This window comes from Methanopyrus sp. KOL6, from assembly GCF_002201915.1.
GTDB lineage: Archaea > JAADCQ01 > Methanopyri > Methanopyrales > Methanopyraceae > Methanopyrus.
Map to the genome: position 1 here is coordinate 140,828 of NZ_CP019470.1, position 25,254 is coordinate 166,081.

Below are 25,254 nucleotides of genomic sequence, written 5' to 3' on the forward strand. Positions count from 1 at the left end.
ACACTGGTCTGTCCGGAGCATCGCATCGATCTGGCCGGCACCGAGGGAGTCGGAATGGAATCCAAAGAGAAACCAGATGGCAGGCATGGCAAAAACCGTGTGGGGCATCAGCATGTCGGAAGATCTGCTGACGGGCGAGCGTCGGTGCGGAACGCCAAGTGGATCGGTGCCGGAGTGACTTTAAGCCTGTCATTATTGGGGGCTCTGATTATGTGGGAAAGCTCACGGGCTACGTCTCGCCGAAGAACTTCTTGAGTGACACGTCGTGGTCGCTTCCGAACAGCGTCTTCGCTTCTTCTTCCAGCAGCTCCACTTCCGATGCGATCGTCTTCCATTCCTCGTCGTACGTGCCGAATTCCTCCACTAATCGCTTAGCCGGTTCCAGGTACTTCGTAGCCGTCGCCGGATAGATAGTCAGCAGTATGTCACTACCGCACCGTGGGCACTTACCGCTGAGCGGTGGTACGTTGAACTTCGCGTTGCAGCGTGAGCAACGGAACTTCTGACGCCCGAACTTCCGCAGGTTTCCTTTGATATCAGGTAAGAAGTGGGAGTCGAGAACTATCTTCGCGACGTCGGACTCGTTCACGGCTCGAATCCTCTTGGCGAGGTCGAGCTGCTCCTCGAGTTTCTCCTCCATTTTCTCCAGCTTGGAGTACCGCGTTACGGTGGGTCCGAGGTCTATCGCCTCAGTATCGTGGGTGAATTGAAGTCCTCGGGGCAGGTCTAGCCTATCTTCGAGTCGTTCTATGAGCTCTTCCGCCTCCCCCGCGTCGGAGTACTCCAATGCCTTCCTGTACAGCTCCAGCGGGTAGTCACCGCAGACGTCCATATTCCAGACCTCGTCGTCGATCTCGTACGGATCTACCACCGCGGTAAGCACCAGTGGGGCATCCATCAAACCTCCACGTTTGTCCGGCAGGTACAGACGACTGAAGTTCAGGAGGACGTCGAGTAACAGCATAAAGGCGTCCTCATCGCCGTCACAGTTCCTGCGTCGGGCCGCGTTGATTATAGGGTGGTTGTACCAGCAGTTAATATCCGCGATTCCGACTACTCGCCCCACCACGCCGCATGAGGTATGCGGCGCTAAAGTGACGATCAAATGTCCGATCAGATCCTCAGGCTTCTCCACGCCGTACACGGGCTCGAGTCCGTAATACTTCCGCAGGAGATCATCCAAGTACTGACAGACGCGGACGGCCCACTCCGCGGCCTTCCTCGGTAGCACCACGTCCTGCGGGTATAGCTCGACCACCTGATTCTCCGAGATTACGGGGTCGCCGTTGATGTCACGCTCGAACCCCAAGAGTCTGGCTTTGAACGGTGTTAACCCTACCTCCTTCAGCCTCACATGCGTCAGCGGGCAGTCGTTACAGTCGAAGCGTAGGGTACCGTCTTTGAACACGAAGAGATCTCTCTTGGCCCTCAAGATCCCTTTTTGCAACGGTTCGGGCATTTTCAACCTGCTTGTCATTCCCTTGACTCCTTTGAGCGTGTCAGTGGTACCAACCTCCTCTTCCGCACGTCGGACCAGCTCCCTGACCGGCAGTGATGAATATGCGTCGTCGTTCCACTCGATGTCAGCACGGACGACGGGGTCGGGCTCTTCGCAATCACACTCGTCAGCCGGCTCATCACATCGGTTACAGTACTGCACGGTCTCCGTACCGCAGAACGGGCATACCCGATACGGTACCAACCGGTCGCACTCAGGACAGATCCGATAGCAGACCTCGACGCGATCCGTGTCCTCCCACTCCCCTCGATGGAACTTCATGATATCTCTCTGATTACCACCGGCTATACCGATTGGGAACAACACGTGCGGCGGTGGGCTCATCTTCCTCTCACGTGCCTTCTCCGGTCTCCCCATTCGGGCCCCTATTCTCGTCGGTGCCTTCTCACGGATCGGGAATCCAGCCAGCTTGGACACGTACCGGCACGTCTCGTCCCGTATCACGAGGTAGTCCAGCAGGTAATCCATATCCTCGTTCCTCTCGCGGAACTCTCCGCTCTCTGGGTCGTACCCGAGCTGTGCCAACAGCGCCGACGCCCAAGGTTCCTCCACCACGATCGTACCGTCTTCGATCCTGTGGGGGACAAGCAGATACTCCAATATGCGTTTGACCTTTCCGTCGTTCTCGAACTCGACTCTCAGGTTCCCCCATTCCGATCCGGCGACTTCGAGTGTTTCCCGGAGCTCGTCTACGTCTTCAGGTTTCACATCGTGCCACAGGAACGTGTACTTCGGATGGAACGGAACCCCGTACTCGAGCGACAGTTCGACAGCCTCCTCTACGCTCATACGCTCCGGGGAGCTAAGGCGCGGCATCACCTCCTTCCTCACTAGTTCGACGATGGAACGGGCGACCTTCACGGGACCGTTCAAGAAGTTGTCGAGATTGTTCCCGTTCCCGGACAGCCTGCTTGCTTCCTTCACCAATCGCTTCAATGGAACGTCCTTCAGCTTCTCGAAGACGTCGTTCGGGAGGTTCTTCTTAAGGCCTATCACCTTGATCACGTCCGGAACTTCCTTCACCCACCATTCCGGGCAGTACGCAGGAGGAACGAGTGGATGGTTGTTCTCTATGAACTCACCCACCGCGACCAACATCTCGCCTAGGTCAAGTATCTCCTCGATTTCATCCTTCTCGACGAGCTCCTTCGCCTTTTTCGGGTCGTCTAGACGCACGACCGAACCGTCTCGAAGCCTCACCACCGGAGGTTCTATCTCGGTCACCGGCAACACACAAGCCGCCTTACCCGGCCGCTCCACCTTCAGCTGTGTGCCTATGACTATGAAGCCCTTTGTAACGTACATCAGCGATGGATGGATTCCGACCGCAGCGAAACCGGTGTTCCTGGCTCGACCGTACCGGAGCCGGAAACCTCCTTTAGCCGACGGGTGAGAGAGTAGCGGCCTCCCCGCTACGAGCTCGCTCATGTACTTGTCATTGGGTTTGACTTTGGTCTCTCCCTTTTCTCCTTCTTCCTCTTCATCATCGGATCCCTTGTTCACAAGTTTTTCCAGAAACTCCCATCCGTCTATTCCGTACTTCTCGACACGCTTGATCAGCTTCGGGGCTTTCTGACATATGCCCTCACAGATAACCAAGAGGGCGCCTCCGCGGAGTCGGTTAGGGAGATGCGGGATGTCACGGTGACCTTGTACCTCCACCTCTTCCGTGGGTTCTCCGTCGATCTCAATCGGGATGTTCTTCGCGACTAGCTCGATCTCTTCCTCCGAAGGATTGTATTGGAACGATCCTACCTTATCCAGGTACGTCACGACCTCTTCCACGTACCGACCCACGAGGTCATGATCGAAGTCGTCCGGGTCGAACCTCGGTAGGCCGGCTACTTGACGAGCATAATCGGCGAGGAGTGCGGAAAGAGCTGCCGCAGTACCACCGGCGGCCCGGATCGGTCCGGCGTATTTGACGGCTAAGTAGCAGTTCTCGGAATCGACTTCTTTCCCACACTCCGTGCACACGAGTTTCGGTTCCTCATGCGGAGGTTCCGATTCGTCAACGACTTTATGTCCCGTACCCCGTTCTCGGATCTCGACGGCCGCGATGCCTTCCAGTGGGGCCGATACCACGGCTTCAGTGAGTATCGCCAGACCTATTCTGACCGCATAATCTATTCTCTTATGCATCGGTAAGTCGCCTTTGACCTTCAGCTCTCCCTTGATCACCTCCTCTACTATGCGAAACGTGGCTTCCTCACGGTCTCCTAGCTCTTCCTCCAGCTCCTCCAGTCGATCCGCTACGTTTTCGACCTGGAGCAGACCCTCCACTCGCTCACCGATCGACGTAGCCAGCATCACCTCGGGTTCCGGTTTCGGATCCTCCCTACGCTGTCTGGCCTTCATGGCAACCTCGACGAAGCGGGAAGAGACTTCCTCCAGCGTCTCCCGGTACCTGTCCAATTCCTCCTGTGCTCTGTTCACAACGTGGCGTCCCCTTCAGCGGTTTTCCTCCCGCCAGCTACGGTCTCGCCTCTCCAGCTTTAGCGGGACTCCCCCGACGTCCACGACTCCTTCGAACGTTTCCGAGGACATCTCTTCTCGGGGTTCCGGTTCGTGTTCCTCCTTCTTTTCGTCTCGCTCTTTCTCGAGCGGGAGTTCCTGAATACGCCCTCCGGTATCGGCTGGCAGCTCGAACTGGAACGTCTCAACCCGGATCCATCCTCCACCGGGCAGCTTGATCTCCTGGACGTTACGGTCGGTGCTTCCTTCGCGCTCTAGCCGTTCAAGCTCCTTTTCCATCTCCTCACAGAGCCGTGCTATCTCCCGCTCCATCTCACGCATCGCCTCCTCCATCGAGCGATCGATCATTCTGAACAGCGTACGGAACAAGTGATCGAACATTTCAGGATCCCCCTACGCAGGACAGGCGGGATTCCCACACTCGGTACAAAAGGGGCCTTCCCAACACCGGTTCGGGCAAGGTATCCGGGCGGCACTCGCGCACGCGCAGCACGCGGCTCCGAATGGGATCAAGCCAACTTCTCGTGCTATCCTGAGGAGGCGTTCCTTGATGTCGCCGGTACGCACGTACACCTGCTTCCTGCCTCTAGGTATCGGTCTATCGACCCTATTAACTATTTCCGAGACGTCAAACCCGAACCGCCTCAGCCTGTTCAGTATGCCCTCGTTCACCCGGAAACCTCCCACTACGACACCTCGAGCTCCGGCATCGCGGGCCAGCCGGAAAAGTTCTTCCGCCTCCTCAAGACCGACTATTCCCGGCAATATCGGCCTGAAAAAGAGGTCGATCGTCAAACCGGTCCTCGAGAGTTCTGCGATTGTCTCCAACCGCTCTTCAGGTGTAGGAGCCCGTGGCTCCAGCCTTGAAGCTTTCTCTCCGTCCGGTGTGAGAATCGTGACGAGGCCGTTCAGTGGTAGATCCAGTTCCGCAAGTGATTCGGCCACCTCCACGCCGATCACGGATTTCGTGGAGAACTGTGTGGGATTACCTAACCACCGCGAGAACGCCCTCAGATACTCAAGCGTTTTATCCGCGAGCTCCGGGAGGAACGGGTCCGTCACGCTACCTACTGCTATGAACGTCCCTTCACGACCTGGTTCGAAGGCTCGGTTGTAGAGCAAGGCTAAGGCCATACCCTCTCCTGAAAGCTGGTAGGGACGTGCGCGCTCGAATTTGAACCCAATTTCCGGTATATAGCAGTAAGAGCAAGCCCTAGGGCACCCATGGCCTGGGTGGACCGTCATCCCACAGGGCCTCGGACGTCGACGAGCGTGAGAATCTCTGCGGGCTTTCTCGATCTCTCTCCGGTCGAGACGTGATTCGAGCTCCTCGATTAATTTCCGCCTCATTTCATCGCGCCCCAGGCCCACAGAATGGTACTCCACACTAACGTCGGTACCGTCAAGTACATCGAACCCAACAGACTTCTCCGCATAACCTGCCTCTCGTGACATCTTACAGCCGCCGCGGCCACGGCGACGTTGTAAGGACATGCGGCCGCCGCGCAAGCCGCACCGGCCAGCGTGATCTCCGGGTGCGGTGTCCCAGACGCGAAAGTCGCCATCACCGCGGTAGTACTACCGACGACCATCTCCCCTACGAACCCCATCAGGAAAGTGACAAGCGGAGATGCGGCGTAGGGTCTGATCGCACTTGGGAGTTCGGAATAGGATATCAACGTTCCAAGGACCATTAAAAGCACGATCGAGAGCAGCTCCTCCCAAGTCTTACGGAGTACGCGGATAAGTGCTACGATCATCCGGGCCCACCGCGGACTCGCATACAACAGTACGGCAGCCCACAGCAACATCCACGGTTGCACCCACTCCACCTTCAGGACCTTAGCTACCCCTATACCGATGACCGCCAGCCCGTAGACCGCCATTCCCTTGACGGTATCGTTGCTGATCTCGAGACTAGTCTCCTCACCTGTAATTCGCAGATACCAAAAGAAGCCGGAAGTTACGCCCAAAACCAACAGCGGACCTACGATACTGGGAGACGTAACCCACCAAACGGCCAGCAAGGAGGCGGTAGTCATAATCCACATGGTCATCAGTAGAGCCTTCGACACCCTCAGGTCGGCGGTCTCCGCCACAGCATAGGGCAGTATCAGCAAGCTCGGCGCGATGCAGAGGGCGACATCAAGGCTCAACTTTTTGGGATCGATCCCTAAAACTCCTGAGGTGACGAGAATCGGCACACCGAAGGCAGCAAACACTCCGAACGGAGCGTGTCCTATGAGAGCTGCGGCCGCAGCAGTCGTCTTACTCAGCCCCGCTTCGACGAGGAGCGGACCTACTAAAGTGGTGGGCGTTCCGAAACTGGCCACGCTCTCGAAGGCACCGGTGGCTACGACGTTGAGACCTACCAGGCACGGACCGCGCAGCTGGCAGATCTCCTTCAGAACGTGCACGATGTCCTCCAGTACGCCGTCTTCACGCATCATTTCCACAAGCGTGAGGCTGGCCAACACGATGGCTAGAATCTCAACACCTTTTAGCGCGGAATCGACGACCCGAACGCAGGGTACCTGAACGGTGAACGGAGTGAATGTTGAAGCTATAAGGTAGAGGGCTAAGGAAATGGAGGACGCTCGGAGTAGTCCCCAACCGCGGAGTGCGGCCACGATCAAAGCTGAGATAGACACCAGGGGGACAACCAGTGCGAGCGATGGCAACGGTGATCCCCCTTCTGATGACGATAGCGGTCGGGGTTCAAGGTCTCGACGTCTGTATAACCTCAGACGCTATCAACGGGAGTACTTCTGATATCGCATTCCTGAAGGAGTTCGCAGTCGCCTTACACGATAAAGCCCCCACCTATGGCCTCCGAATAGATAGGATTTACGTGAGTTACAGCTCAGCTGGCGGCGCGGAGTACCTATACGAGCTGAGCGAGGGTGAGTTAAAGCTACTGCAACAGTATCGGCGTATAGGGGAAGTACCACGAGGGTTCCGTATCTGCTCCGAGTTAGGTTTGGACACGCTGATCTGGATCGCAGGTAGGGATGGGTCCTCGTACTACGAGCTTAAGAGGATCCTCCTGACCGAGAACTCCACGGTGAGGCACGTCGTCTACGTGAATGTATCTCCGGACTACCTGGTAACCGACGACCCGAACTTGCCCGGATACTTCAGCGTTAACTGCTATTGGAACGGGCCGGATAAGATCTGGTACCCGTACTATTATCTTAAGCTACTGGGTGTGGAGGTCGTCAACGTAAAGGACGTCTACCCAGCTTACAGCAGCACGACCCAACTCATCTCATTGGCGGATATACTCGCCGACGCCGTTCTGAGGGCACTAACTAAAGCCGTTAAACACGGGTTGATCAGCCAACAGCCGCCCGAAGTTAAAGCCGAAGTGAGTCGCTTACTGTCTGCCCTAGAAGGTCCGGAACCACCATCACTGTCGGCCTTAGAGGAGGTGATTCGGAAAGGTGGGACGCCCAAAGAAGTCATTGAGAACGTCCTAGGGGACTTGGGGAAGTACTGGAGCGGTAGCATGGACATAAAGACTCCGCAAGAGTCCCCTGTAAATATTATATACACCCTTTTGACCCTTATCCCATGGCTGCGGAGGCGCCCCGGCGGTGTAGCCCGGTCAAGGGCCCGTGGGTGACCGCGGGCCCGCCGATATCATGCGGGACTTTCGAGGCCCGCCCGGGCCGGAGACATCCCGCGACCCGGGTTCAAATCCCGGCCGGGGCACCAAACCCTAAATCGTTACGAGAACGATAACAATAACCGGGGGACGAGCCTAGTCTAAGACTTCGGCGTCGAGTTCTTCGGGACTCATTTCCCTCTCTATCCTACCGTCTCGAAGCAAAACCACCCGATCAGCCCAGCGAACTAAGGAGAGATCGTGAGTGACCATCACAATAGTATGACCGTAGTCATTAAGCTTCTCAAGGAGCTTCATAATGCGCTGGGAGTTTTTCGTATCGAGCTGCCCGGTGGGTTCGTCAGCTAAGATTACTTCTGGATCGTTCGCCAGAGCACGAGCAATAGCTACACGCTGCTGCTCGCCACCACTCAATTGGCTCGGAAACTTGTCGAAGTGTTCCTTTTTAAGTCCTACTTTCAGCAGTAGATCCTTGGCCCTCTTCTCATCCTCTTCTCCGGCCAATGTCATGGGAAACATGACATTTTCTACCACCGTAAGTGATTCGATTAGATTACACTGTTGAAACACGAAACCAACGTATTTATTCCTAATTTCAGCAAGCTCTTCATCACTAAGGTTAGTCATATTCTTACCCACAATTTCAACGCGACCTGACGTTGGTGTATCCAAAGCTCCCATGATATGAAGTAGCGTTGATTTGCCAGATCCCGAAGGTCCGACTATCATTAGGAACTCCCCATTTTTTACTTCGAGACTCACTCCTCTAAGCGCTTCTACCTTTGTCGACCCCGAATTGTAAACTTTCCGAACGTTTTCCAATCTTATTACGTAATCTGACATTTAGACGCCCCCTACTCGTACCTGAGAGCTTCGACGGGGTCGACTCTAGCGGCTTTCCACGCCGGATATAGGCCCGAGACTACCCCGATCGCTAGGGCTAGAGCCAGTCCGAGCCCCAGTACTTCAGGCGTTATGAGTACCGATACCGTCTGATGCTTTACGTACGACAGGACGTGGACCAACAGCCGTGATCCTAACATCCCGAAAACGCATCCTATGATTCCTCCCGACAAGGATAATACTATCGACTCCGTTAAGAACAGTTTCATCACGTCTCTGTTCGTCGCTCCTACGGCTTTCATAACACCTATTTCGCGTTTTCTCTCAAGCACTGACATAAGCATGGTGTTGGCTACTCCGAGCGCTCCTACAACTCCGGCGATCCCGGTGAGTGCTATAGCAGCAAGTTCAACTGTTCTCAAATTATTCAACATTCCTTGAACAGCCTTGCTAGTAGTGATGGCCTCAACACCCTCTATCCTTGACTCTATCTCTTTCCTTACTCGCTTCGGGTCTGACGTTTGAACGAACACACAGCTAATACTCTTCCCCCTAATTCTATTGACACTATCTATAGTAGTAATCGCACACATATTAGCGAGTTGCGACGATGTTTTGAACGCTCCAGACACCCTCAGCTTTTGTCCGGATAAGTCCACTACTTCCCCTATCTTAGGTTGTAATTTTCTCCACACGAGGCTTCCAAAGGCCATTTCTCCATGTTTAGGGAGGTGGCCTTCTATTGGCTCTATTTTGGATCCCATCACGAATTCATAATCTCCATTTTCCACCGCTGCGATCAGTATAGGCTGACGTTGTTTGCCTACTGTAATCATTCTATTGTTAAACCAGACAGCGACTGTGCGTTTTACTCCTGGTATCTTTCTCACTTCGTCCTCAACACTTTCATCAAGTACACTAGATAGTGGATCAGGTGCCGCCTTTGATTTCACTATTAGTGAAGCCGATCCGCTGATTGCTACCTTAACATCATGTTGCAATCCCTTCGCGATCGCTGAGACGCCCACTACGGCAGCAACTCCGATAGCAACCCCTAAGATCGTGAGTAGTGAGCGAACACTCCTTCGAGCTATGTTCCTGATCGCTACCTTTATTGTTATCAAGCATCCATTCCCCTTATGTGGATTTTAATGACTTCTTAGGCGTTCCTCTCCTGACAGGTCTTCCGTATATTCTTTTTATCTCATCAGCTTTGACCGACTCACCCTCACGTTTTACTGTAGGGCGACCCTCAGGTTTTATCGCATGTACCCTGAACAGCATCCCATCGAGTTCGTATATCTCTCCAACCGTAAACTCCTCATCCCTATTAACCTCAATTTTCTCAGAAATTGTGTATCCTGATGGGAGATTGATTGAAACTCCAATTCGGGCCGGGATGTCCAGTGATACTCCCCAGACCGATACGATGTCCTTGACCTTAGCTTTCTTCACGCTGTCCTCTTCGTGTGTAGATATATTTGTGATTTCCACCCTTTCCCCCTCCACCTCGATCACGTCACCAACTTCAATCTCCTCTAACGGGTCCATCTCTACTTCTTTACACTCCGACTCCTCGTACCTGCTGATAGTGACTTTAACCTTCTTGGGAGCGTAGAACACTAACCTTACGGGATTCACGGTACCGCAGCTCTCACACCGAGCGAGGACGTTCGCTACGAACCTCGGAACACCTTTCTCGTCGGGTCCTTTCCTGTGTACCGTAGCGCGGACAACCTCTTGTGGGACTTCTTCGTCGGGAGAGCAGCCTTTGCAGGGCGCGTATATTATCCTGCCTTCCACGTCCGACTCAGACAGGTCCCCTACTGTAGTTTCAGTATCCAGGGTGATCATCGACGAGTACCCCCGGGGGGATGTGGGATGGAGGTCACCTTCGAGGCCCGAGGTCACGAGAACGTGACCGGACGTCATCGGAGTACGTTCGAAGTCACGAAAGATCCAGAGATCGGGATAACGGCTGACTGCATAATAGGTGTTCGCGCCGATATGGCCTGCGCCGACCTGCCGGAAGATTTCAAGCTGATGTTGCGTCGGGGGGCGAAAGTAGAAGTAATTCTGCGAGCCGGCGGTACGGAGGACAGGGTAATCGGCGTCGGACACCCGAAAATGACCCTACAAGACGGTAGGAGTATGGTGTTCCGGACTAGCGACTACGTCGACGATCGCACCATATTGATAAAATGCGACAAAGCGGCGAGGGACCTGAGTCGTGATTTGGTTCGGGCACTTAGGAACCCGAGGACTGTCCTGACTGTAGAGATGCGGGTACTCGGTGTTCGTTAATGTTATCATAACGATTCCAGGCTGGCGGACCCGCCGGGATTTGAACCCGGGACCACGGGGTTAGAAGCCCCGCGCTCTGTCCAGGCTGAGCTGCGGGCCCTCTCCCAATTCGCCCTCTGAGGTTGTGGGTATAATAAGATTGCGGAGGTTACCGTCGCCTCCCGCCACCCCGGAACTCCGGCACGAACAGCCTGTACTTGTCCCGGGTCTCCCCTTTGAGCTCCACCAGAACGCGCTCTTTGATCATGTCTTTGGGGTGCATTCGGAGGCCCTCAACTCTCTCCTTGATTTCATCCAAGGACTCGAAAGGTTCCTTCTCACGTTCCTCCAAGATACGCTCGAGCGTTTTCCGACCTATTCCAGGAAGAAGCTCGAGCTGGTGCAACCTCGGGGTGATAGGCCTAGCCTCGTTGAAGAACCTGACGAAGTCCTTTTCGTTATCCTCGATGATCTTCTCGACGGCATGGGGGAGTTCCTCACGGGCCGTCGCGGTGAGCTCATCGTACCGTAGTCGTCGGTTCACGTGGTGAATCTTGTCACGCTTGCCACGGCCTACGTACACCTCTTCATGAAGCTCCAGGAATGTCCCTTCTTTGGGGGCTAGCTCTAGGAGCACGAAGAAGTCTTTCCCCACCGCCTGCGCCACGGGCTGTCGCTTATGAGGTGGCTCCTCCGCCCTGCCGTACGGTAGGAAGTCCAGTATCAGCGCATACTCTTCATAGGGCCGTTTCCCCTTCGGCTGCTTGTACAGTATCTCCACCATCGTTTACTCCTCCTCCACGATTCGTTCAGATACCTCCAAAATAGCGTGCACCACATCTTCATCGGCACGACGGAGGAGACGTTTTCCGGCAGACTCGAGTAGGATTTTGATCTCCTCCTCACTCCTGGGTTGAACCTCCAAGATCTTGTTGACGAGGACCTCCACCGTACGCTCGTTGGTCGTGAGCTCACCGAGAATAGACTTGAGCTCTTCCCTCACTTCCTCCAGGTCCTCCGGCTCCAGCGATCCGAACTTCTTCAGGTACCGAACTGCCTCGCGCTGGTCGTAGGTTAGTTCCGGATCCCGCTCCTTTAGGACCTTCTCTACCACTTTGCGGGCCTCGTGTACATTGGTCGGATTCCTCTCCCGAGCCCGAAGGGATATCGTGGGCAAGGCCGGAAACCCCTATCGTCGGAGCTCGGGCTGCTTCTGGGGCTTCAAATGCTCGGGGTACACGATCAGTTTCTTCTCCTTCCCTCCATCCCTGATCTTCACGATGTAAGCTCGGCCTTGGCGTCCCACGACCACTCCAGTTCTCCCGTGGTACCTCGGATGGGGCATACCTTTGTGGATGCTGGGATCGATTACGATGTGTACTTTCTGACCCTTCTCGAACTCTTGCATCATCGGACCCAACGGGGAAAGACCGCGCTCTCTGGGCTTCTTTCGGAGTTTTTTCCGTGTACGACTCCGGAAACCTTTGGACCTCCTCACCAACTCAAGTTCCCCCCAACTCGTACAATACGACAGCCAACGCAGCCAGCTCTCCGACGGGAGCGTCGACACCGACGGTGAGATCGGGATCTATATCGACCTCTTCGAGTAGCTCCACTGGGACTGTGAGCAGCACGTCTGACGGCTTTAATTTCTTGATCCCTCCATCTGCCGGGGGATCTAGCAGCACTACCCGGCCGTTAACAACTTCCAGGGCATCGTCCAAGTCGTCGACCACCATCACCGGAACACGTCTTCTCTCTTCGGGGTGTTCCAGCACTTGTGTGATACCGTCCAGGGCTGCGCGTGACTTCGGTTCCGAGTAAACGAGAAGCTTCGCTCCGAGGTTGCCCGCGATAAGGGCCACGTGGTTGACGCGGAAGTGACTGAAGGGGCGGTGGTATACCACGACGACCACACCTCAGCACCCCGAGAACGGACAGGTGAGGATGGCATCTATGGCCGGTAGTCGCTCCCCGGCGAGCATTCTGAGCATCGCTCCGCCACCCGTGCTGACGTGATCTATGTGGTAGTAGGCACCACAGGCCTTCGCCGCCGCAATTATGTGGCCTCCTCCGATCACGGAGAAAGCGTCCGAATCGGCGATGGCGTTAAGGAGCTCGTACGTTCCCTTTTCGAATCCGGGTTCCTCGTACACGCCCATCGGCCCGTTAGCGACCACCATACCCGCTCTTTCGACTTCCTTGCAATACCGTTCGATCGTTCCGTTACCGATGTCGAACACGGGAGCGTCCGCCGGTAGCTCACCTACGTCTATCTCCTCGCGTTCCCCACCGCGGTTAAGAGCCACGTCTTCTGGTACGAGGATCATGTCGTCACCTTCCTCGAGGAGCTCCCGTGCTTCGTCCAAATAACCAGTGTAACCCTTCATATCCAGGAACTTCCGTGACGGCTTCCCTAGATCCACTCCGGAGGCCCAAAGGAAGAGGTTGCCTACGAGACCTCCAAGTAACACGCGACGTACGTTGTCCATCTCGATGGCTCGGCGTATGACCTTGATAGAGTCCTCGATCTTGGATCCACCGATCACGAAGACGCCATCTTCCATCTCCTCTCTGACCATGGTTTCGAGGACTTCGATCTCCCGTTCCATCACACGGCCGACGCAAGACGGGAGTCTTCGAGTGAACCCGACCAGTGAAGCATTCGAGCGATGGGCCGCGGCGAAGGCGTCGTTCACGAAAATGTCGAACAGCGGAGCCAGGTTCCGCACCAAATGTCGGCGTGCGTGCCACTCCGGGTCCCGGTTGATACGTTCCTCGGAATAGAACCTCACGTTTTCCAGCAAGATAACCTCACCGGGCTCCAACGACCGAATCTTCTTCTTTGCGGTGGGTCCAAACACGTCGGGCACGTACTCGAAGTTGTCGAGTTCTTCGGACATGATTTCCGCGTGTGGTTCCAGTGTCGTGAAGTCGTCCTCACCCGGTCTTCCTTGGTGTGCCAGAATGGCCACTCGAGCGTCGTGTTCCGTCAACTCCTTGATCGTCCTGAGATGTCTTCTAATACGTTCATCATCCTTAATTTTACCATTAATAACCGTAGAATTTATATCAATTCGTAACAGAACCCACTTATTTTCAAACTCGAAATCGTCCATAGTAGATATATCTTCGTACATCGGTGTTCGCCCCTAATCTTTTATTGTATTTTAGCGTGCCGTTCCCACATATCTGATTCATCAACTCCTAATTCCTCAGCGAGCTGAGCCGCAAATCCGTCCAAGAACGATAACATTAACATCTCCGAGAATGTGCGAAGAATTATCTCTTCTGGTTCCGGAAGGACGACTACAACATCCGCCTTTTCAGCTATTTTCGAGTCCGCATTCATAGTTACTGCAAGCACATCTGCACCTTCATCCTTCGCCACATTCGCCGCGTAATTGACGAACGCAGTGTTGCCAGAAACGCTCAGTGCGATGAGGAGATCATCGGATCTTATCGCCCGCTCCGTGCTGTGACCGACCACGTAGCACCGGGCACCCATCTGCACGAGCCTGACGGCGAAGCACTCACCGATGAGTCCAGTTCTACCCATCCCTACGATGAATATGCCATTGTCATTCCGTATCTTCTCCACAACTAGATCCAAGGCTTTCTTAACATCTTCTTCGGGTAGATTATTATACGCATACTCTATTACTTCAGCCTCCCTCTGCATGATTTTACGTATACGATCCAACTCCCATCATCCCCTACTCTAAGCCGGAGATGAGGTCTAATAGCGCCTCCTTAGGGTCGTCCGCTAACACTACTCCAGAAGCTACCAAGACGCCATCAGCACCCAATTCCAGGGCGGCACGCACATCGGATCCGTCAGTGATCCCGGCCCCGCACAATACGGCCGTCTCCTCCGAGACCTCCTTTACGACCTCGACCGATCGTTCAACTACTTCGGGGTCAGCCTTCGATACCGGGGTCCCAGTACCGATGAGCTCCGGCGGTTCCACGGCCACCGCGTGGGGCGAGAGAGCCCCAGCCGCACGGGCAGCGAGCGCGTCGCTCGCACAGACGATCGTGATGAGACCCTCGTTCATGCACGCGCGGCAGACGTCCTTAAGATCCTCCAGCAGCATCCGACGTTCTGAATGGTTCAGAAGCGTCCCATCGGCGCCTGCTTCAACCACCATCTCGGGAGTTACATGCCCAGTCCTCCCGCCGGGCTCAGCTGCGTCAACCGCCTGCGCTAGGACTGTGACTTCACCGCCCACCTCCCTAACCACGTCGCGCAAGTCGACGTGAGGAGGACAGATCCCGACCTCGACTCCGGTTTCTTCCGACACTTCAGCGGCTACTCGAGCCAGTCGTAGTGCGTTCTCACCGATCGCCTCCGAGTACGCCTTGAAATTCACGATAACGGAAGGTACACGCAACATCTCACCCCCTACGACCTCCCGACGATAATCCTATCTACCTTGTCCCCGGGGAATACGCCGCATTCAACTACGCCGGGGACGGAGTTCAACTCGCGTTCTAGCTTGGCGGGATCCCAGCCATCCACGTGCAGGTCGACGATGGGGTTGCCCGAGTCCGAAACCACGGGCCCGTATTTTCCATCACACGTTCTCGGTCTAACCTCACCGAACTTCTCCAGCGCCCGAACTGTTAACTCGTAGCAATCGCGAAGTACCTCCACGGGTACCGGAAGCTCCCAGAGGTTCTCGACTATCTTCGACTCGTCCACAACGACCCAGAATTCGTCAGCGGTGTAATCTATCGCCTTCTCCAACGAGTGGCAGGCCCCTCCTCCTTTCAGCAGGTTACCATCGGGATCCACGGCGTCAGCCCCGTCGATAGCGACTGGGAGCTCTTCGGGCGGTATTGTAGTCACGTTCAGTCCGATGCGGCGACAAGCATCGATCGTCCCGGGTATCGTGGTGAACACCAGTACGTCGGCTCCTCTCTTCACCAGCTCTTCGAGGAAAGCCTCGATTGTAGTGCCGGCACCGACCCCGATCACCTCGAACCCGCGTCGGCAGACTTCTTCTGCGGCTTTCCTGGCCGCATCCCGTTTGCCGCTCAAAACCGAACCCCCCGAGGATTTCTTAATCCGGCGCGTGGGCCCTCACGTGCGGGTACTTGGACGATGTCCGATAAAATCCTCGTGATAGGCGCGGGGCCCAACCGCATCGGGCAGGGTATCGAATTCGACTATTGCACAGTTCACGCCGTGTGGGCGATCCAGGAAGAGGGCTACAAGGCGATCATAGTGAACAACAACCCGGAAACGGTTTCCACGGACTACGATACCTCTGACAAACTGTACTTCGAGCCGATAACACTCGAAGACGTGTTGAACGTCATCGAAAAGGAACGACCCGTCGGCGTACTGACGCAGTTCGGGGGACAAACTTCTGTCAACCTAACCGTGCCACTCGCGGAACGTGGTATCCGTGTTCTCGGCACCGATCCCGACGACGTCGACCGACTCGAGGATAGGGACAGGTTCTCGAAGCTCCTGAAGAAGCTCGGTATCCCGCAGCCCGAGAGCGGAACCGCCAACGACCCAGAAGAAGCCGTTGAAGTAGCGGAAGACATCGGTTATCCGGTCCTTGTACGCCCATCGTACGTGATAGGTGGCCGAGCCATGGAGATAGTGTACGATGAGGAGGACCTCCGTAGGTACATCGAGGAGGCCGCCAAGGTATCCCCAGAGCACCCGATCTTGATAGATCGGTTCATCGAGGGTGGCATAGAGTGTGAGATCGACGGTGCACGGGATGAGGCTGGGAACGTGCTCATCCCCGGGATCATGGAGCACATTGAGGAGGCTGGTGTGCACTCCGGTGACTCCGCCTGTGTCGTACCACCACAGACGCTCCCAGAGCACGCGCAGGAAACCATCCTCGAGTACGCCGAGGACATCTCCGAGGAAGCTAACGTGATAGGGCTTATTAACATCCAGTTCGTCTACGATCCTGAGGAGGACGAGGTTTACGTTATCGAAGCCAACCCGCGCGCCAGTCGAACGGTGCCTTTCATCAGCAAGGCTGTTGGGGTACCGCTCGCCAAAATCGGAGCCAAAGCCATCCTCGGATATGAGATCCCTGAGATCCTGGACGAGATGGGAATAGAGCCTCCGGACGGTGATCCCGGAATCGTAGCCGTCAAAGAGGCCGTATTCTCCTTCGAGAAGTGGCCAGGAGTGGATCCTGTGTTGGGTCCTGAGATGAAGGCTACGGGGGAGGTTATGGGGATCGACAAGACGTTCGGTGCCGCCTACTGGAAGGCTCAACTAGCGGCAGGACACGAGCTTCCTCTCGAAGGTACTGCAGTCATATCGGTTGCCGACCGGGACAAGCCCGACATCGTCTCGATCGCTCGAAAGCTCCATCGGTTAGGGTTCGATCTGCTCGCGACTCGTGGTACCGCATCGCACCTGCGCGAGCACGGGATCGAGTGCGAAGTGGTGAGGAAGGTATCGGAAGGTAGTCCAAACATAGTCGATCTCATCCGCGAAGGTGAGATCGACCTGATTATCAACACCCCGACGAAAGGGAAGGACGCTCGCCGCGATGGGTACGCCATCCGTCGAGCGGCTGTGAAGTTCAAGGTTCCATACATCACTACGATCGCGGCAGCAAAGGCGACTGTTGAGGCGATAGAACTGGTGAAAGAGAAGGGAATCACCGTCAACTGCCTTCAGGACATCCACAAGGGTGATTGGACACCTTGCGAGATGAAACCCGAAGAGTTAACTCGCTATGGAGGATGATGGGGAGAGAAGTGTTGATAGTCCTCGTCACGTCGGAAGGCGTCAAGCTGGGTCGGCGTCTCGCAGAGGAGCTCGACACGGAGCTGGCGCCGGTCGAGGAGGACAGGTTCCCCGACGGTGAGCAGATTGTAAGGATCCCTCCGGAGCTCGATGGGACGGTCGTCGTCGTACACTCGATGAGCCCACCCCAGGACGAGAACCTTGTGAAGGCTATAATCACTCTCGACGCTGCTCGGGAGAACGGGGCCGAGGAAGTAATCGCCGTCGTCCCTTATCTGGCATATTCCAGACAAGATCGTAGATTCGAACCCGGAGAGCCCATCTCGTTCCGCGCCGTCGCTAAGGCAGTGTCCGCGAACGCTGACGCTCTGATAACCGTCGACCTCCACGAGCCGGACACGCTGGAATACTTTGATGTACCTGCCGAAAACGTCAGCGCGGCTAAGGAGCTGGGCAAGTACCTGGCAAAAAGGTTCGAGGGAGAAGATCTCGTAGTCATCGGACCGGACGAAGGGGCCCGAGAACTGGCTCGCAAAGTCGCCTCGGTATGTGATGCAGAATACGATCATCTGGAGAAGAAGCGGCTTAGTGGGGATAAGGTCGAGATTTATCCAAAGGAGCTGGACGTTGATGGGCGGACGGTGGTACTGGTCGATGATATGATCGACACCGGAGGTACCATGATCGAAGCCGCCCGAGCGCTTCTCGATCAAGGTGCCGGAACACTCTACGCTGCGTGCACCCATGCGCTCCTCACCAGGAACGCCGCCACTAGGCTTTTGGCTTCGGGATTCGAGGATATCATAGCCACCGACACCGTCCCAAACCCGTTCGAGAAAGTGAGTGCGGCCCCACCGGTAGCCGAGGCCGTTGAGAATCTCATCGGGTGAGGCCCGGGAGAAATACTTAAAACCCCGCCTCATACTTGCACGGTGGGAGAAAGCCGGGGCGGCCGAGCCCGGTCTAAGGCGCGGGACTGCTAATCCCGTGGCCCGTATGGGCCGCCCGGGTTCAAATCCCGGCCCCGGCGCCAATCCGAAATCGTTATAAAACCAATAACGATCTACGGCGACGAGGGGGGATGCCCGTTGACCGAACTACAGGTCGGAGACCATGCCCGATACGTGCGGACCGGAACGGTGGGTAAGGTTGTCGATGTTAAGGAGCGTGAGGATGGTCGGTGGATTCAGCTCGACTCAACGGGACTGTACTACCACGAGGACTACGTCGAGAAGGTGGAGAAGAAGGAGTCGAAGGAGAAGGAAGAGGCCGACATCGAGGAAGTCGTGGAGAGGATTAAGGAACTCAAGGAAGCGTTCGAACACGTCGACGAGCGGGTTTGCGAAGGAGGTGGTTGACTACCTTCTCGGTCGGATTTTCGACTCGTCCACTAAAACGTACTTGCCCACCGCCAGCACGGAGCTCCACGGAACCTCCACGACGTCGGCCTTCACCTGCTGAGCGTATTCCTTCGACGGCTGCACTAGCAACGCTTTGATGCACTTATCTTTCCAGGCCAACTCCACCTCCATGACGATACCTAAGTCGTGACCGCGGTTGGTGATCACGTGTCGCTGCAGCAGTTCCGAAACCCTCATCTCGTTTTTAGCACCTGAAGCCCCTAGGCCTGCTCCTCTCTCGGGCAACTCCGAAGCACCCCTTCCACCTTCCGGAGATCGTGCCACGTGTTGACGTTGTAAGCCAACCGTGGCTCGTCCAGCAAGAGTTTGAACTCATCGGTTTTCCGCAGGTCCCCCACTACATTTAATCCTACGACCACTGCCCGGACGTTCCCCACAATTGACTCAAATCTCCGCCATAGGCTCAATCCGGCCTTCACGATCAAGCTTTGTGGAACCCAGACAGAGAGCGAAGGCTCCGGAACGGCTGCCCACACGGCGATAACAAAGTCCACGATGTCCGCGGCTAGACACGGCAAATCCGCGGTAACTGTTAGTGCCGGCGTCCCTACGTTCTCTAGCGCGAACCTTAAGTCATGGATGTACCCGCGTCCCGGGGTGATTACGACCTCGGTTCCCGAACGCTTCGCGATGGATCGGGTAACCCTCGCGTCCCGCGATACCGCCACAATGATCTCCTCCACGCAAGAGCAATCCTGAAGTGCCTCGAGCACCCACACTAGCAGCGGTTTACCCGCAACTTCTACGGCCGGCTTCTCCACTCCACCCATGCGCTTCGCCCGGCCGCCGGCCATCACCAGGGCAGGGAGCTTAGGCAAACGGCGTTCAGGACCCGTGACGCCCATATCGATGCACCCAAGAAATCACCGTTTACGCCTCTTACGGTACGGCGTGCTGCCTCCAGACAGGTCCAAGCGACAACCGCCGAGCAGACCGCACATGTTAGGGTGGCTACGGGTGAAAACGGCAATGACACGACCGTTGACAGAAGCCCCCCCAACAGAACCTGCTCAGCGTCCACGTACTCCGTGAACACCCTACCGGAGTAGCTAGTAGGCGCGGGCTCACCCACCGCCGCTATCGGGAGCACGGTGAAACGTGAGAACACTTCGATGGGTACCAACACCTCGAAAGGTACCCACCCGAACGACGTGACTGCCAAGAGGAGTGTCATAGACCCCACCGCTAAGCCTCCCACTCCCACCCTCGGATCACGCATCGCCTTCGCGGTACCTTCTTTGGAGGTTACGCCCGCCATCAGCGCGTCACCCACATCTACGATGCCATCGAAGTGCTGCGCTCCCTCAAGCGCGAGCAGTGTCAAGACCACCAAGCAACCTCTAACCGGAGTCCCGACGGAGGCCCACGCCACGATTCCTGCCAGCAACCCACTAACGAGCCCGACCGCGGGAAGCCCTAACCATGCCTGCTCACCGATCTCACGCGGACTTTTCGGGTGTTCGCCGATCGGGAGGACGGTCAGGAACCTGAAAACTTTCAGGAACTCCATCCGAATCACCCCGGGCGGAACGCGACGGTCATGGCACCGGCGATTAGACCTGCGAGGACGTCGTCCAGCATAACCCATCTTTCGTCGACTTCCTTCAGGATCCCGGGTTTCTCCTCGTCGTACCGTTTGAAATTGAACAGCGCCCCGTAGCCCCCCAACTCCATAGCCACGAACTGGCCTAGGACCTCATCGAAGTAAATCCAACCCGGATCCTCCTGCAATTCACCGCACTCCTTCGGGTAAGAGCCTAGTCGCACAAATCTGTCGACGAGTAACGCAGTGAACACGGCCAGAGCCACGTTCGGATTCTCCAGACCCCGCTCGAGTTCCTCTAGGACTCTGGAAGCGTATTCCTCCTCCCACTCACCTACAAACAACTCCCGGCCGGCCTCAACGAGGTCATCCAGTTCGATCCCTTCCTCTTCAAGGATCGTTTTTATCGAGCGTGTCGGGGAATAACCCGTGCGCTCCCCCGCGGTGACCACAGCTTCCTCGACCGCGCTCATCAGGCGCCGACCGAGCTCCGTCGCGGGTCCACAGAAAGAGTCCAGCTCGTCTCCCTGTGGACACAAGACGGCGACGGAGTCCGTAGTCGTCCCTAAGCAAGGTCCTTCGTTACCTAAAACTATGCGCAGGACCCCATGGCATTTCGCCTCCACAGCCCACGTCAGGGCCTCGACCAGGGAGCGTGTGGTCAGAGGTCGCCCTACCACGACGACCACGTTCACGGTCCCTGGTCCTCCTAAGTCGTGCTCTTTAGTCTTAGAGCAGTAGGCGTTACCGAACCCGGCGGTCGCGACGGCGAAGACGTCACCCTTTTGAACCATAGCGGCTTGCTCGACGTCGGCGGCCGTCAGGAACGCCAGCGTGTCCTCGGGTTCGAGTCCCAGCTCATGGAGTCTCTCCTCAATGTAACCCCAAGGATCATCGTGCGGCCAGCCTTTCTCGACCCGGATGTTGGCCACCCACTTCACCTCTCCCACACCGTCCGAGTAGAATGCGCTCGAAACGTATTTCACGGGGCTCTCGAACTCGAGCACTACCGCCCGCTCGTCCTTGATCACGTGAAAGAACTCCACAAACACTCCCCCCAGGGAGTGGTACCGTGGCCGAGACTAAGAGGCCGGCTGGTAAGGAATACACAACCATATCTGAAGTCTCCGGACCACTGATGGTAGTCGAGGGCGTCGAAGGCGCGAAGTACGGTGAAGTAGTCGAAGTGGAGACTCCCACCGGTGAAGTCCGACGAGGTCAAGTTCTGGAAGCCCGTAAGGACGCCGCCGTCGTGCAAGTCTTCGAAGGTACTTCGGGTCTCGACGCCACCTCGACGAAGGTCAGGTTCACGGGAGAGACGCTGAGGATCCCTGTGTCGACCGACCTACTGGGACGCATCCTGAACGGCCGTGGTGAACCCATTGACGGCGGTCCCGAGATAGTGCCGGAGAACGAGCTCGACATCCACGGGGCTCCGATCAACCCGGCCGCCAGGAAGTACCCGAGCGACTTCATTCAAACGGGTATCTCGGCTATTGACGGTATGAACACCCTAGTACGCGGTCAGAAGCTCCCGATCTTCTCTGGTTCCGGTCTTCCGCATAACGAGTTAGCGGCTCAGATCGCACGCCAGGCAACCGTTCCAGGTGAAGAGGAGGAGTTCGCTGTAGTGTTCGCGGCTATGGGTATCACGCACGAGGAGGCCGCGTTCTTCAGGCGAGAGTTCGAGGAGACCGGTGCCCTGGACCGTGCTGTGCTCATCCTCAACCTAGCCGACGATCCGTCGATGGAGCGAATCATTACCCCACGCATCGCACTGACGATAGCCGAATATCTGGCATTCGAGAACGACATGCACGTTCTGGTGATCCTGACGGACATGACGAACTACTGCGAGGCCCTGCGTGAGATTTCGGCGGCCCGTGAGGAAGTTCCGGGCCGGCGTGGCTACCCAGGGTACATGTACACGGACTTAGCGACCATCTACGAGAGAGCCGGATGCATCCGTGGTCGGAAAGGTTCCATCACTCAGATGCCGATCCTCACTATGCCTCACGACGACATCACGCATCCGATTCCGGACCTAACGGGATACATCACCGAGGGCCAGATAGTCCTCAGTAGAGACTTACACCGGCGCGGTATCTACCCACCGATCGACGTGCTACCCTCGCTGTCGCGTCTTATGGATGAAGGTATCGGCAAGGGTAAGACGCGCGAGGATCACCCGGATCTCTCCAACCAACTGTACGCGGCGTACGCCGAGGGTCGCGACCTGCGCGACCTAGTAGCGGTAGTAGGTGAAGAGGCGCTGACGGAGCGGGACCGCAAGTTCCTGAAGTTCGCGGACGAGTTCGAGCAGCGGTTCGTGAAGCAAGGCCGCGATGAGAACCGGAGTATCGAAGAAACTCTCGACCTGGGATGGGAGCTACTGGCGATCCTACCGGAGCGTGAGCTCAAAAGAGTCAGCGATGAGCTGATCGAGAAGTACCACCCGAAGTACAGGCAGGAGAAGGAGGAACAGGAGGAACAGGGAGAGTAGTGTAAGGATCCCCGCCACATTTCCACTCAAACCCACCTAGGTGGGGGATACCCGTGACTCAGGAGATCCTAGAAGACGTCAATCCTACCAGGATGGAATTACTGAAACTCCAGGACAGAATCGAACTGGCGAAGAAGGGCCACAAGCTACTCAAGGAGAAGCGAGACGCCCTCATCATGGAGTTCTTCGAGATGGTGAAACGCGCCTCCGAGATCAGGGAGCGAGCCGTCGAGAAGTTGATGGAGGCGTACAGCAAGTTGGCTGCTTCCAAGGTGACCTTAGGTGAGATCGGAGTGGAGCGCGCCTCTATGGCCACAGGCGAGGAGATCAAGGTAGATATAGGATCAAGGAACGTGATGGGTGTAGTCGTACCGATCATCGAGCGCGTAAGCGAAGATGGCGGTTCGAAGGTTGTCTATGGCTTCGCCGACACGTCCGGCGCACTCGATGAGGCGATGCGAGCCTTCACGGAGGCTATCGACGCCGTGCTGGAGCTGGCCGAAATCGAGGAAACCCTACGTCTCATGGCCGAGGAAATCGAACGCACTAAGCGCAGGGTGAACGCGTTAGAACATATAGTCATCCCGCGCCTCGAAAACACCGAGAAGTACATCGAGATGAAACTCGACGAGCAGGAGAGGGAGAACTTCGTACGGCTGAAGCGTGTGAAGGACTTGATCGAACGGAAGAAGTTGAGAGAGGAACTCGAGCAGGTCGTCGAAGAAGAGATCGAATTCCCATCCTTCGAGTGAGGTGTGGGTGAGTAGAGAATGGTCTTCGTCAGCGTCGCCAAGAGGAAAGTCACTGAACGTGTCCGCCGGCGCCGCGAGCCATACGACTTCAAAACCGATACGTTCGAGGGGAGGTTTGAGCCACTGATAGCGGCCGAGGATGTGACCGTCGAAGAAGGCAAAGACGTCATTATTAAGGTAGAACCGATTGAAATTCCACCTCATACAATGGTACTACTGTCACCGTACGCCCGAAATCCCTACGGCCACGTTCTAGCCGTAGCCGAGGAGTTTCCCAAAATGATGGAACTGGGTCGGAAGGTGGAACAAGTGTACTTCGTCGCCGTAAGACATGGTCGAATTCGTAAGGGTGACGTGCTGGGAGTGCTCATACTGATCGAGTTGAAAGGTGAAGAGTGATGCGCGGCGAGTCGCGCCTCGACAGGTACGTGATCAAGGAAATACTCCGAATCAACCGACACCTACCTCGACGTCGTAAGACCCTTGAAGAGCTGTTGAGGAAAGAGAGACCGCACGTGGTTAACCGGGACGGTACCAAGCACTACTTTGACCGGGATGAGCTGGAACGCCTCGCCGACGTATTACCACGGTATCTTCACGGCCGCCTCAAGCTCCCGATACTCATCGAGCTTGGATACTCGGGAGCAGCGGTGATCCGTGGTAAGGCGGAAGTTCGGGTAGTGTGTGAGGTGCTCGGTGAGGAGTGGCGGTTTTCCCAAGATCGAGTGGAGCTGAACATGTTCGAAGTTCGAAAGCTCCGCCGCGAATTCCCTACAGCTACCCAGTACATGTTCAGCTCCGAGCATATCATGGGGAGACCGAAAGTTGAGAGAAGAAGATAAGCGGAGGCTGATGGTAGCTCTCGTTCGAGTTGCCCCTATCGTGGCAACGGTAACCCTAATCGTGGGTTTTACGGTATTCGTGATACTGGTACTGACAGGGCACTCCGGAACCGTAACCCGTTAAACTCTTTCGAAACTGGAGTCGCCGGAAGGTCGCCCTACAACACCTAAAACCTAAAGATGACCTCCTCCCCGGAAGCTATTGCCACTGCATGTACTAACGTCATATGGGGGAGAACCGTATGGCCGTGGAGCTACCCAAGGCTGCCATCGAAAGGATCTTCCGGCAGGGTATTGGTGAGAGACGTCTGAGCCAGGATGCGAAGGAGACCATCTACGACTTCGTCCCAGCAATGGCGGAGTACGTAGCCAACGCGGCTAAGTCTGTATTAGATGCCTCCGGTAAGAAGACGCTGATGGAGGAGCACCTGAAGGCGCTGGCCGACGTCCTCATGGTGGAAGATGTGGAGGACTACGACGGTGAGCTGTTCGGCCGAGCGACAGTGCGCCGCATCCTAAAGCGAGCTGGGATTGAGAGAGCTAGTTCGGACGCCGTCGACCTGTACAACAAGCTGATCTGCCGTGCCACGGAGGAGCTGGGTGAGACGGCCGCTGAGTACGCGGACGAAGACGGCAGGAAGACCGTGCAGGGAGAAGACGTCGAAAAGGCCATCACATACTCTATGCCCAAAGGTGGGAAATTCTAAGC

The 25,254-nt window shown here is 56.2% G+C and carries 29 protein-coding genes and 3 tRNA genes; 12 read left to right on the top strand and 20 right to left on the bottom strand.

Annotated elements, in window-relative coordinates; translation table 11 throughout:
* Positions 1–229: 229 nt before the first annotated feature.
* From BW919_RS00825 to BW919_RS07800, 4 genes are read right to left on the bottom strand one after another with little or no spacing between them, the layout of a single operon-like run.
* The gene (locus BW919_RS00825; protein ID WP_088334878.1) at positions 230–3,955 is read right to left on the bottom strand and encodes a DNA polymerase II large subunit; all 3,726 of its coding nucleotides are present in this window, start codon (positions 3,953–3,955) and stop codon (positions 230–232) included.
* Between the two features lie 15 nt (positions 3,956–3,970).
* Positions 3,971–4,375 carry a hypothetical protein gene (locus BW919_RS00830; protein ID WP_088334880.1) on the bottom strand — a complete coding sequence of 135 codons (405 nt, stop codon included), beginning with the start codon at positions 4,373–4,375 and terminating at the stop codon, positions 3,971–3,973.
* 12 nt (positions 4,376–4,387) lie between these two features.
* Positions 4,388–5,344, bottom strand: a complete 957-nt coding sequence (locus BW919_RS00835) for a radical SAM protein (protein WP_157665807.1) — start codon at positions 5,342–5,344, stop codon at positions 4,388–4,390.
* Complete coding sequence (locus BW919_RS07800; protein ID WP_157665809.1) at positions 5,341–6,675, bottom strand: L-lactate permease; 1,335 nt, start codon at positions 6,673–6,675, stop codon at positions 5,341–5,343. The genes BW919_RS00835 and BW919_RS07800 overlap by 4 nt, the downstream gene beginning before the upstream one ends.
* A gap of 906 nt (positions 6,676–7,581) precedes the next feature.
* Between BW919_RS07800 and BW919_RS07805 the strand changes: the two genes are divergently transcribed.
* Positions 7,582–7,711, top strand: a tRNA-Glu gene (locus BW919_RS07805).
* 46 nt (positions 7,712–7,757) lie between these two features.
* Here the strand turns inward: BW919_RS07805 and BW919_RS00845 are convergent.
* Genes BW919_RS00845 through BW919_RS00855 form a run of 3 tightly spaced genes read right to left on the bottom strand, consistent with a single transcriptional unit; the run spans position 7,758 to position 10,319 of the window.
* Entirely contained in the window at positions 7,758–8,465 is a 708-nt protein-coding gene (locus BW919_RS00845) for an ABC transporter ATP-binding protein (protein ID WP_088334886.1), read from the bottom strand.
* Between the two features lie 11 nt (positions 8,466–8,476).
* The gene (locus tag BW919_RS00850; protein ID WP_088334888.1) at positions 8,477–9,589 is read right to left on the bottom strand and encodes an ABC transporter permease; all 1,113 of its coding nucleotides are present in this window, start codon (positions 9,587–9,589) and stop codon (positions 8,477–8,479) included.
* 13 nt (positions 9,590–9,602) lie between these two features.
* A complete protein-coding gene (locus BW919_RS00855; RefSeq protein ID WP_088334890.1) occupies positions 9,603–10,319 on the bottom strand; it encodes an HVO_0476 family zinc finger protein in 717 nt (238 codons plus the stop codon).
* Positions 10,320–10,346: 27 nt separating this feature from the next.
* Between BW919_RS00855 and BW919_RS00860 the strand changes: the two genes are divergently transcribed.
* Positions 10,347–10,769, top strand: a complete 423-nt coding sequence (locus tag BW919_RS00860; RefSeq protein ID WP_088334892.1) for a DUF371 domain-containing protein — start codon at positions 10,347–10,349, stop codon at positions 10,767–10,769.
* Positions 10,770–10,791: 22 nt separating this feature from the next.
* Here the strand turns inward: BW919_RS00860 and BW919_RS00865 are convergent.
* The 9 genes from BW919_RS00865 to rpiA all read right to left on the bottom strand — a co-directional run bounded on the left by BW919_RS00865 (position 10,792) and on the right by rpiA (position 15,792).
* A tRNA-Arg gene (locus BW919_RS00865) sits at positions 10,792–10,869 on the bottom strand.
* A gap of 48 nt (positions 10,870–10,917) precedes the next feature.
* Positions 10,918–11,532, bottom strand: coding sequence for a DUF655 domain-containing protein (locus BW919_RS00870; protein WP_088334894.1), 615 nt, complete (start codon positions 11,530–11,532; stop codon positions 10,918–10,920).
* Positions 11,533–11,535: 3 nt separating this feature from the next.
* A complete protein-coding gene (locus BW919_RS00875; protein ID WP_088334895.1) occupies positions 11,536–11,925 on the bottom strand; it encodes a hypothetical protein in 390 nt (129 codons plus the stop codon).
* A 12-nt stretch (positions 11,926–11,937) separates the two neighbouring features.
* Positions 11,938–12,249 carry a 50S ribosomal protein L21e gene (locus tag BW919_RS00880; RefSeq protein WP_088334897.1) on the bottom strand — a complete coding sequence of 104 codons (312 nt, stop codon included), beginning with the start codon at positions 12,247–12,249 and terminating at the stop codon, positions 11,938–11,940.
* 1 nt (position 12,250) lies between these two features.
* Positions 12,251–12,664, bottom strand: coding sequence for a RecB-family nuclease (locus BW919_RS00885; protein WP_088334899.1), 414 nt, complete (start codon positions 12,662–12,664; stop codon positions 12,251–12,253).
* A 3-nt stretch (positions 12,665–12,667) separates the two neighbouring features.
* Positions 12,668–13,888 carry a phosphoglycerate kinase gene (locus BW919_RS00890; RefSeq protein ID WP_088334901.1) on the bottom strand — a complete coding sequence of 407 codons (1,221 nt, stop codon included), beginning with the start codon at positions 13,886–13,888 and terminating at the stop codon, positions 12,668–12,670.
* A gap of 20 nt (positions 13,889–13,908) precedes the next feature.
* On the bottom strand, positions 13,909–14,451 hold the full coding sequence (locus BW919_RS00895) for an SIS domain-containing protein (RefSeq protein WP_088334903.1): 543 nt from the start codon (positions 14,449–14,451) through the stop codon (positions 13,909–13,911).
* A gap of 13 nt (positions 14,452–14,464) precedes the next feature.
* Positions 14,465–15,145 (bottom strand): triose-phosphate isomerase, encoded by a 681-nt coding sequence (tpiA, locus tag BW919_RS00900; protein ID WP_088334904.1) that lies wholly within the window; start codon positions 15,143–15,145, stop codon positions 14,465–14,467.
* Between the two features lie 8 nt (positions 15,146–15,153).
* The gene (rpiA, locus tag BW919_RS00905) at positions 15,154–15,792 is read right to left on the bottom strand and encodes a ribose 5-phosphate isomerase A (protein ID WP_157665810.1); all 639 of its coding nucleotides are present in this window, start codon (positions 15,790–15,792) and stop codon (positions 15,154–15,156) included.
* Between the two features lie 63 nt (positions 15,793–15,855).
* Between rpiA and carB the strand changes: the two genes are divergently transcribed.
* From carB to BW919_RS00925, 4 genes are all read left to right on the top strand, one after another.
* Entirely contained in the window at positions 15,856–17,484 is a 1,629-nt protein-coding gene (carB, locus tag BW919_RS00910) for a carbamoyl-phosphate synthase large subunit (protein ID WP_088334908.1), read from the top strand.
* A gap of 14 nt (positions 17,485–17,498) precedes the next feature.
* On the top strand, positions 17,499–18,374 hold the full coding sequence (locus tag BW919_RS00915) for a ribose-phosphate diphosphokinase (protein ID WP_157665812.1): 876 nt from the start codon (positions 17,499–17,501) through the stop codon (positions 18,372–18,374).
* A 52-nt stretch (positions 18,375–18,426) separates the two neighbouring features.
* Positions 18,427–18,517, top strand: a tRNA-Ser gene (locus BW919_RS00920).
* 55 nt (positions 18,518–18,572) lie between these two features.
* Positions 18,573–18,842: a DUF2098 domain-containing protein gene (locus BW919_RS00925; RefSeq protein ID WP_157665814.1), complete on the top strand. Its 270-nt coding sequence runs from the start codon at positions 18,573–18,575 to the stop codon at positions 18,840–18,842.
* Here BW919_RS00925 and BW919_RS00930 read toward each other — a convergent pair whose 3' ends face one another.
* The 4 genes from BW919_RS00930 to cbiS are packed head-to-tail and all read right to left on the bottom strand — an operon-like array spanning position 18,843 to position 21,494.
* Entirely contained in the window at positions 18,843–19,130 is a 288-nt protein-coding gene (locus BW919_RS00930; RefSeq protein ID WP_088334914.1) for a PRC-barrel domain-containing protein, read from the bottom strand.
* A complete protein-coding gene (locus tag BW919_RS00935) occupies positions 19,106–19,723 on the bottom strand; it encodes an NTP transferase domain-containing protein (RefSeq protein ID WP_157665816.1) in 618 nt (205 codons plus the stop codon). Before BW919_RS00935 ends, BW919_RS00930 begins: the two co-directional genes overlap by 25 nt.
* Complete coding sequence (locus BW919_RS00940; RefSeq protein WP_157665818.1) at positions 19,699–20,415, bottom strand: adenosylcobinamide-GDP ribazoletransferase; 717 nt, start codon at positions 20,413–20,415, stop codon at positions 19,699–19,701. Before BW919_RS00940 ends, BW919_RS00935 begins: the two co-directional genes overlap by 25 nt.
* Before the next feature lie 5 nt (positions 20,416–20,420).
* Positions 20,421–21,494, bottom strand: a complete 1,074-nt coding sequence (cbiS, locus tag BW919_RS00945; protein WP_157665820.1) for a multifunctional adenosylcobinamide hydrolase CbiS — start codon at positions 21,492–21,494, stop codon at positions 20,421–20,423.
* Positions 21,495–21,520: 26 nt separating this feature from the next.
* Here cbiS and BW919_RS00950 point away from each other — a divergent pair, with 26 nt between their 5' ends.
* From BW919_RS00950 to BW919_RS00970, 6 genes are all read left to right on the top strand, one after another.
* Positions 21,521–22,951 carry an ATP synthase subunit B gene (locus BW919_RS00950; RefSeq protein WP_198324624.1) on the top strand — a complete coding sequence of 477 codons (1,431 nt, stop codon included), beginning with the start codon at positions 21,521–21,523 and terminating at the stop codon, positions 22,949–22,951.
* Positions 22,952–23,004: 53 nt separating this feature from the next.
* Complete coding sequence (locus BW919_RS00955) at positions 23,005–23,703, top strand: V-type ATP synthase subunit D (protein WP_088334922.1); 699 nt, start codon at positions 23,005–23,007, stop codon at positions 23,701–23,703.
* A gap of 18 nt (positions 23,704–23,721) precedes the next feature.
* Complete coding sequence (locus BW919_RS00960) at positions 23,722–24,102, top strand: DUF22 domain-containing protein (RefSeq protein WP_088334924.1); 381 nt, start codon at positions 23,722–23,724, stop codon at positions 24,100–24,102.
* Positions 24,102–24,545 (top strand): DUF61 family protein, encoded by a 444-nt coding sequence (locus BW919_RS00965; protein ID WP_088334926.1) that lies wholly within the window; start codon positions 24,102–24,104, stop codon positions 24,543–24,545. The genes BW919_RS00960 and BW919_RS00965 overlap by 1 nt, the downstream gene beginning before the upstream one ends.
* Complete coding sequence (locus BW919_RS07810; protein WP_157665822.1) at positions 24,529–24,669, top strand: hypothetical protein; 141 nt, start codon at positions 24,529–24,531, stop codon at positions 24,667–24,669. Before BW919_RS00965 ends, BW919_RS07810 begins: the two co-directional genes overlap by 17 nt.
* Positions 24,670–24,787: 118 nt before the next feature.
* Positions 24,788–25,252, top strand: coding sequence for a histone-like protein (locus tag BW919_RS00970; protein ID WP_168168641.1), 465 nt, complete (start codon positions 24,788–24,790; stop codon positions 25,250–25,252).
* The last annotated feature ends 2 nt before the right edge of the window (positions 25,253–25,254 follow it).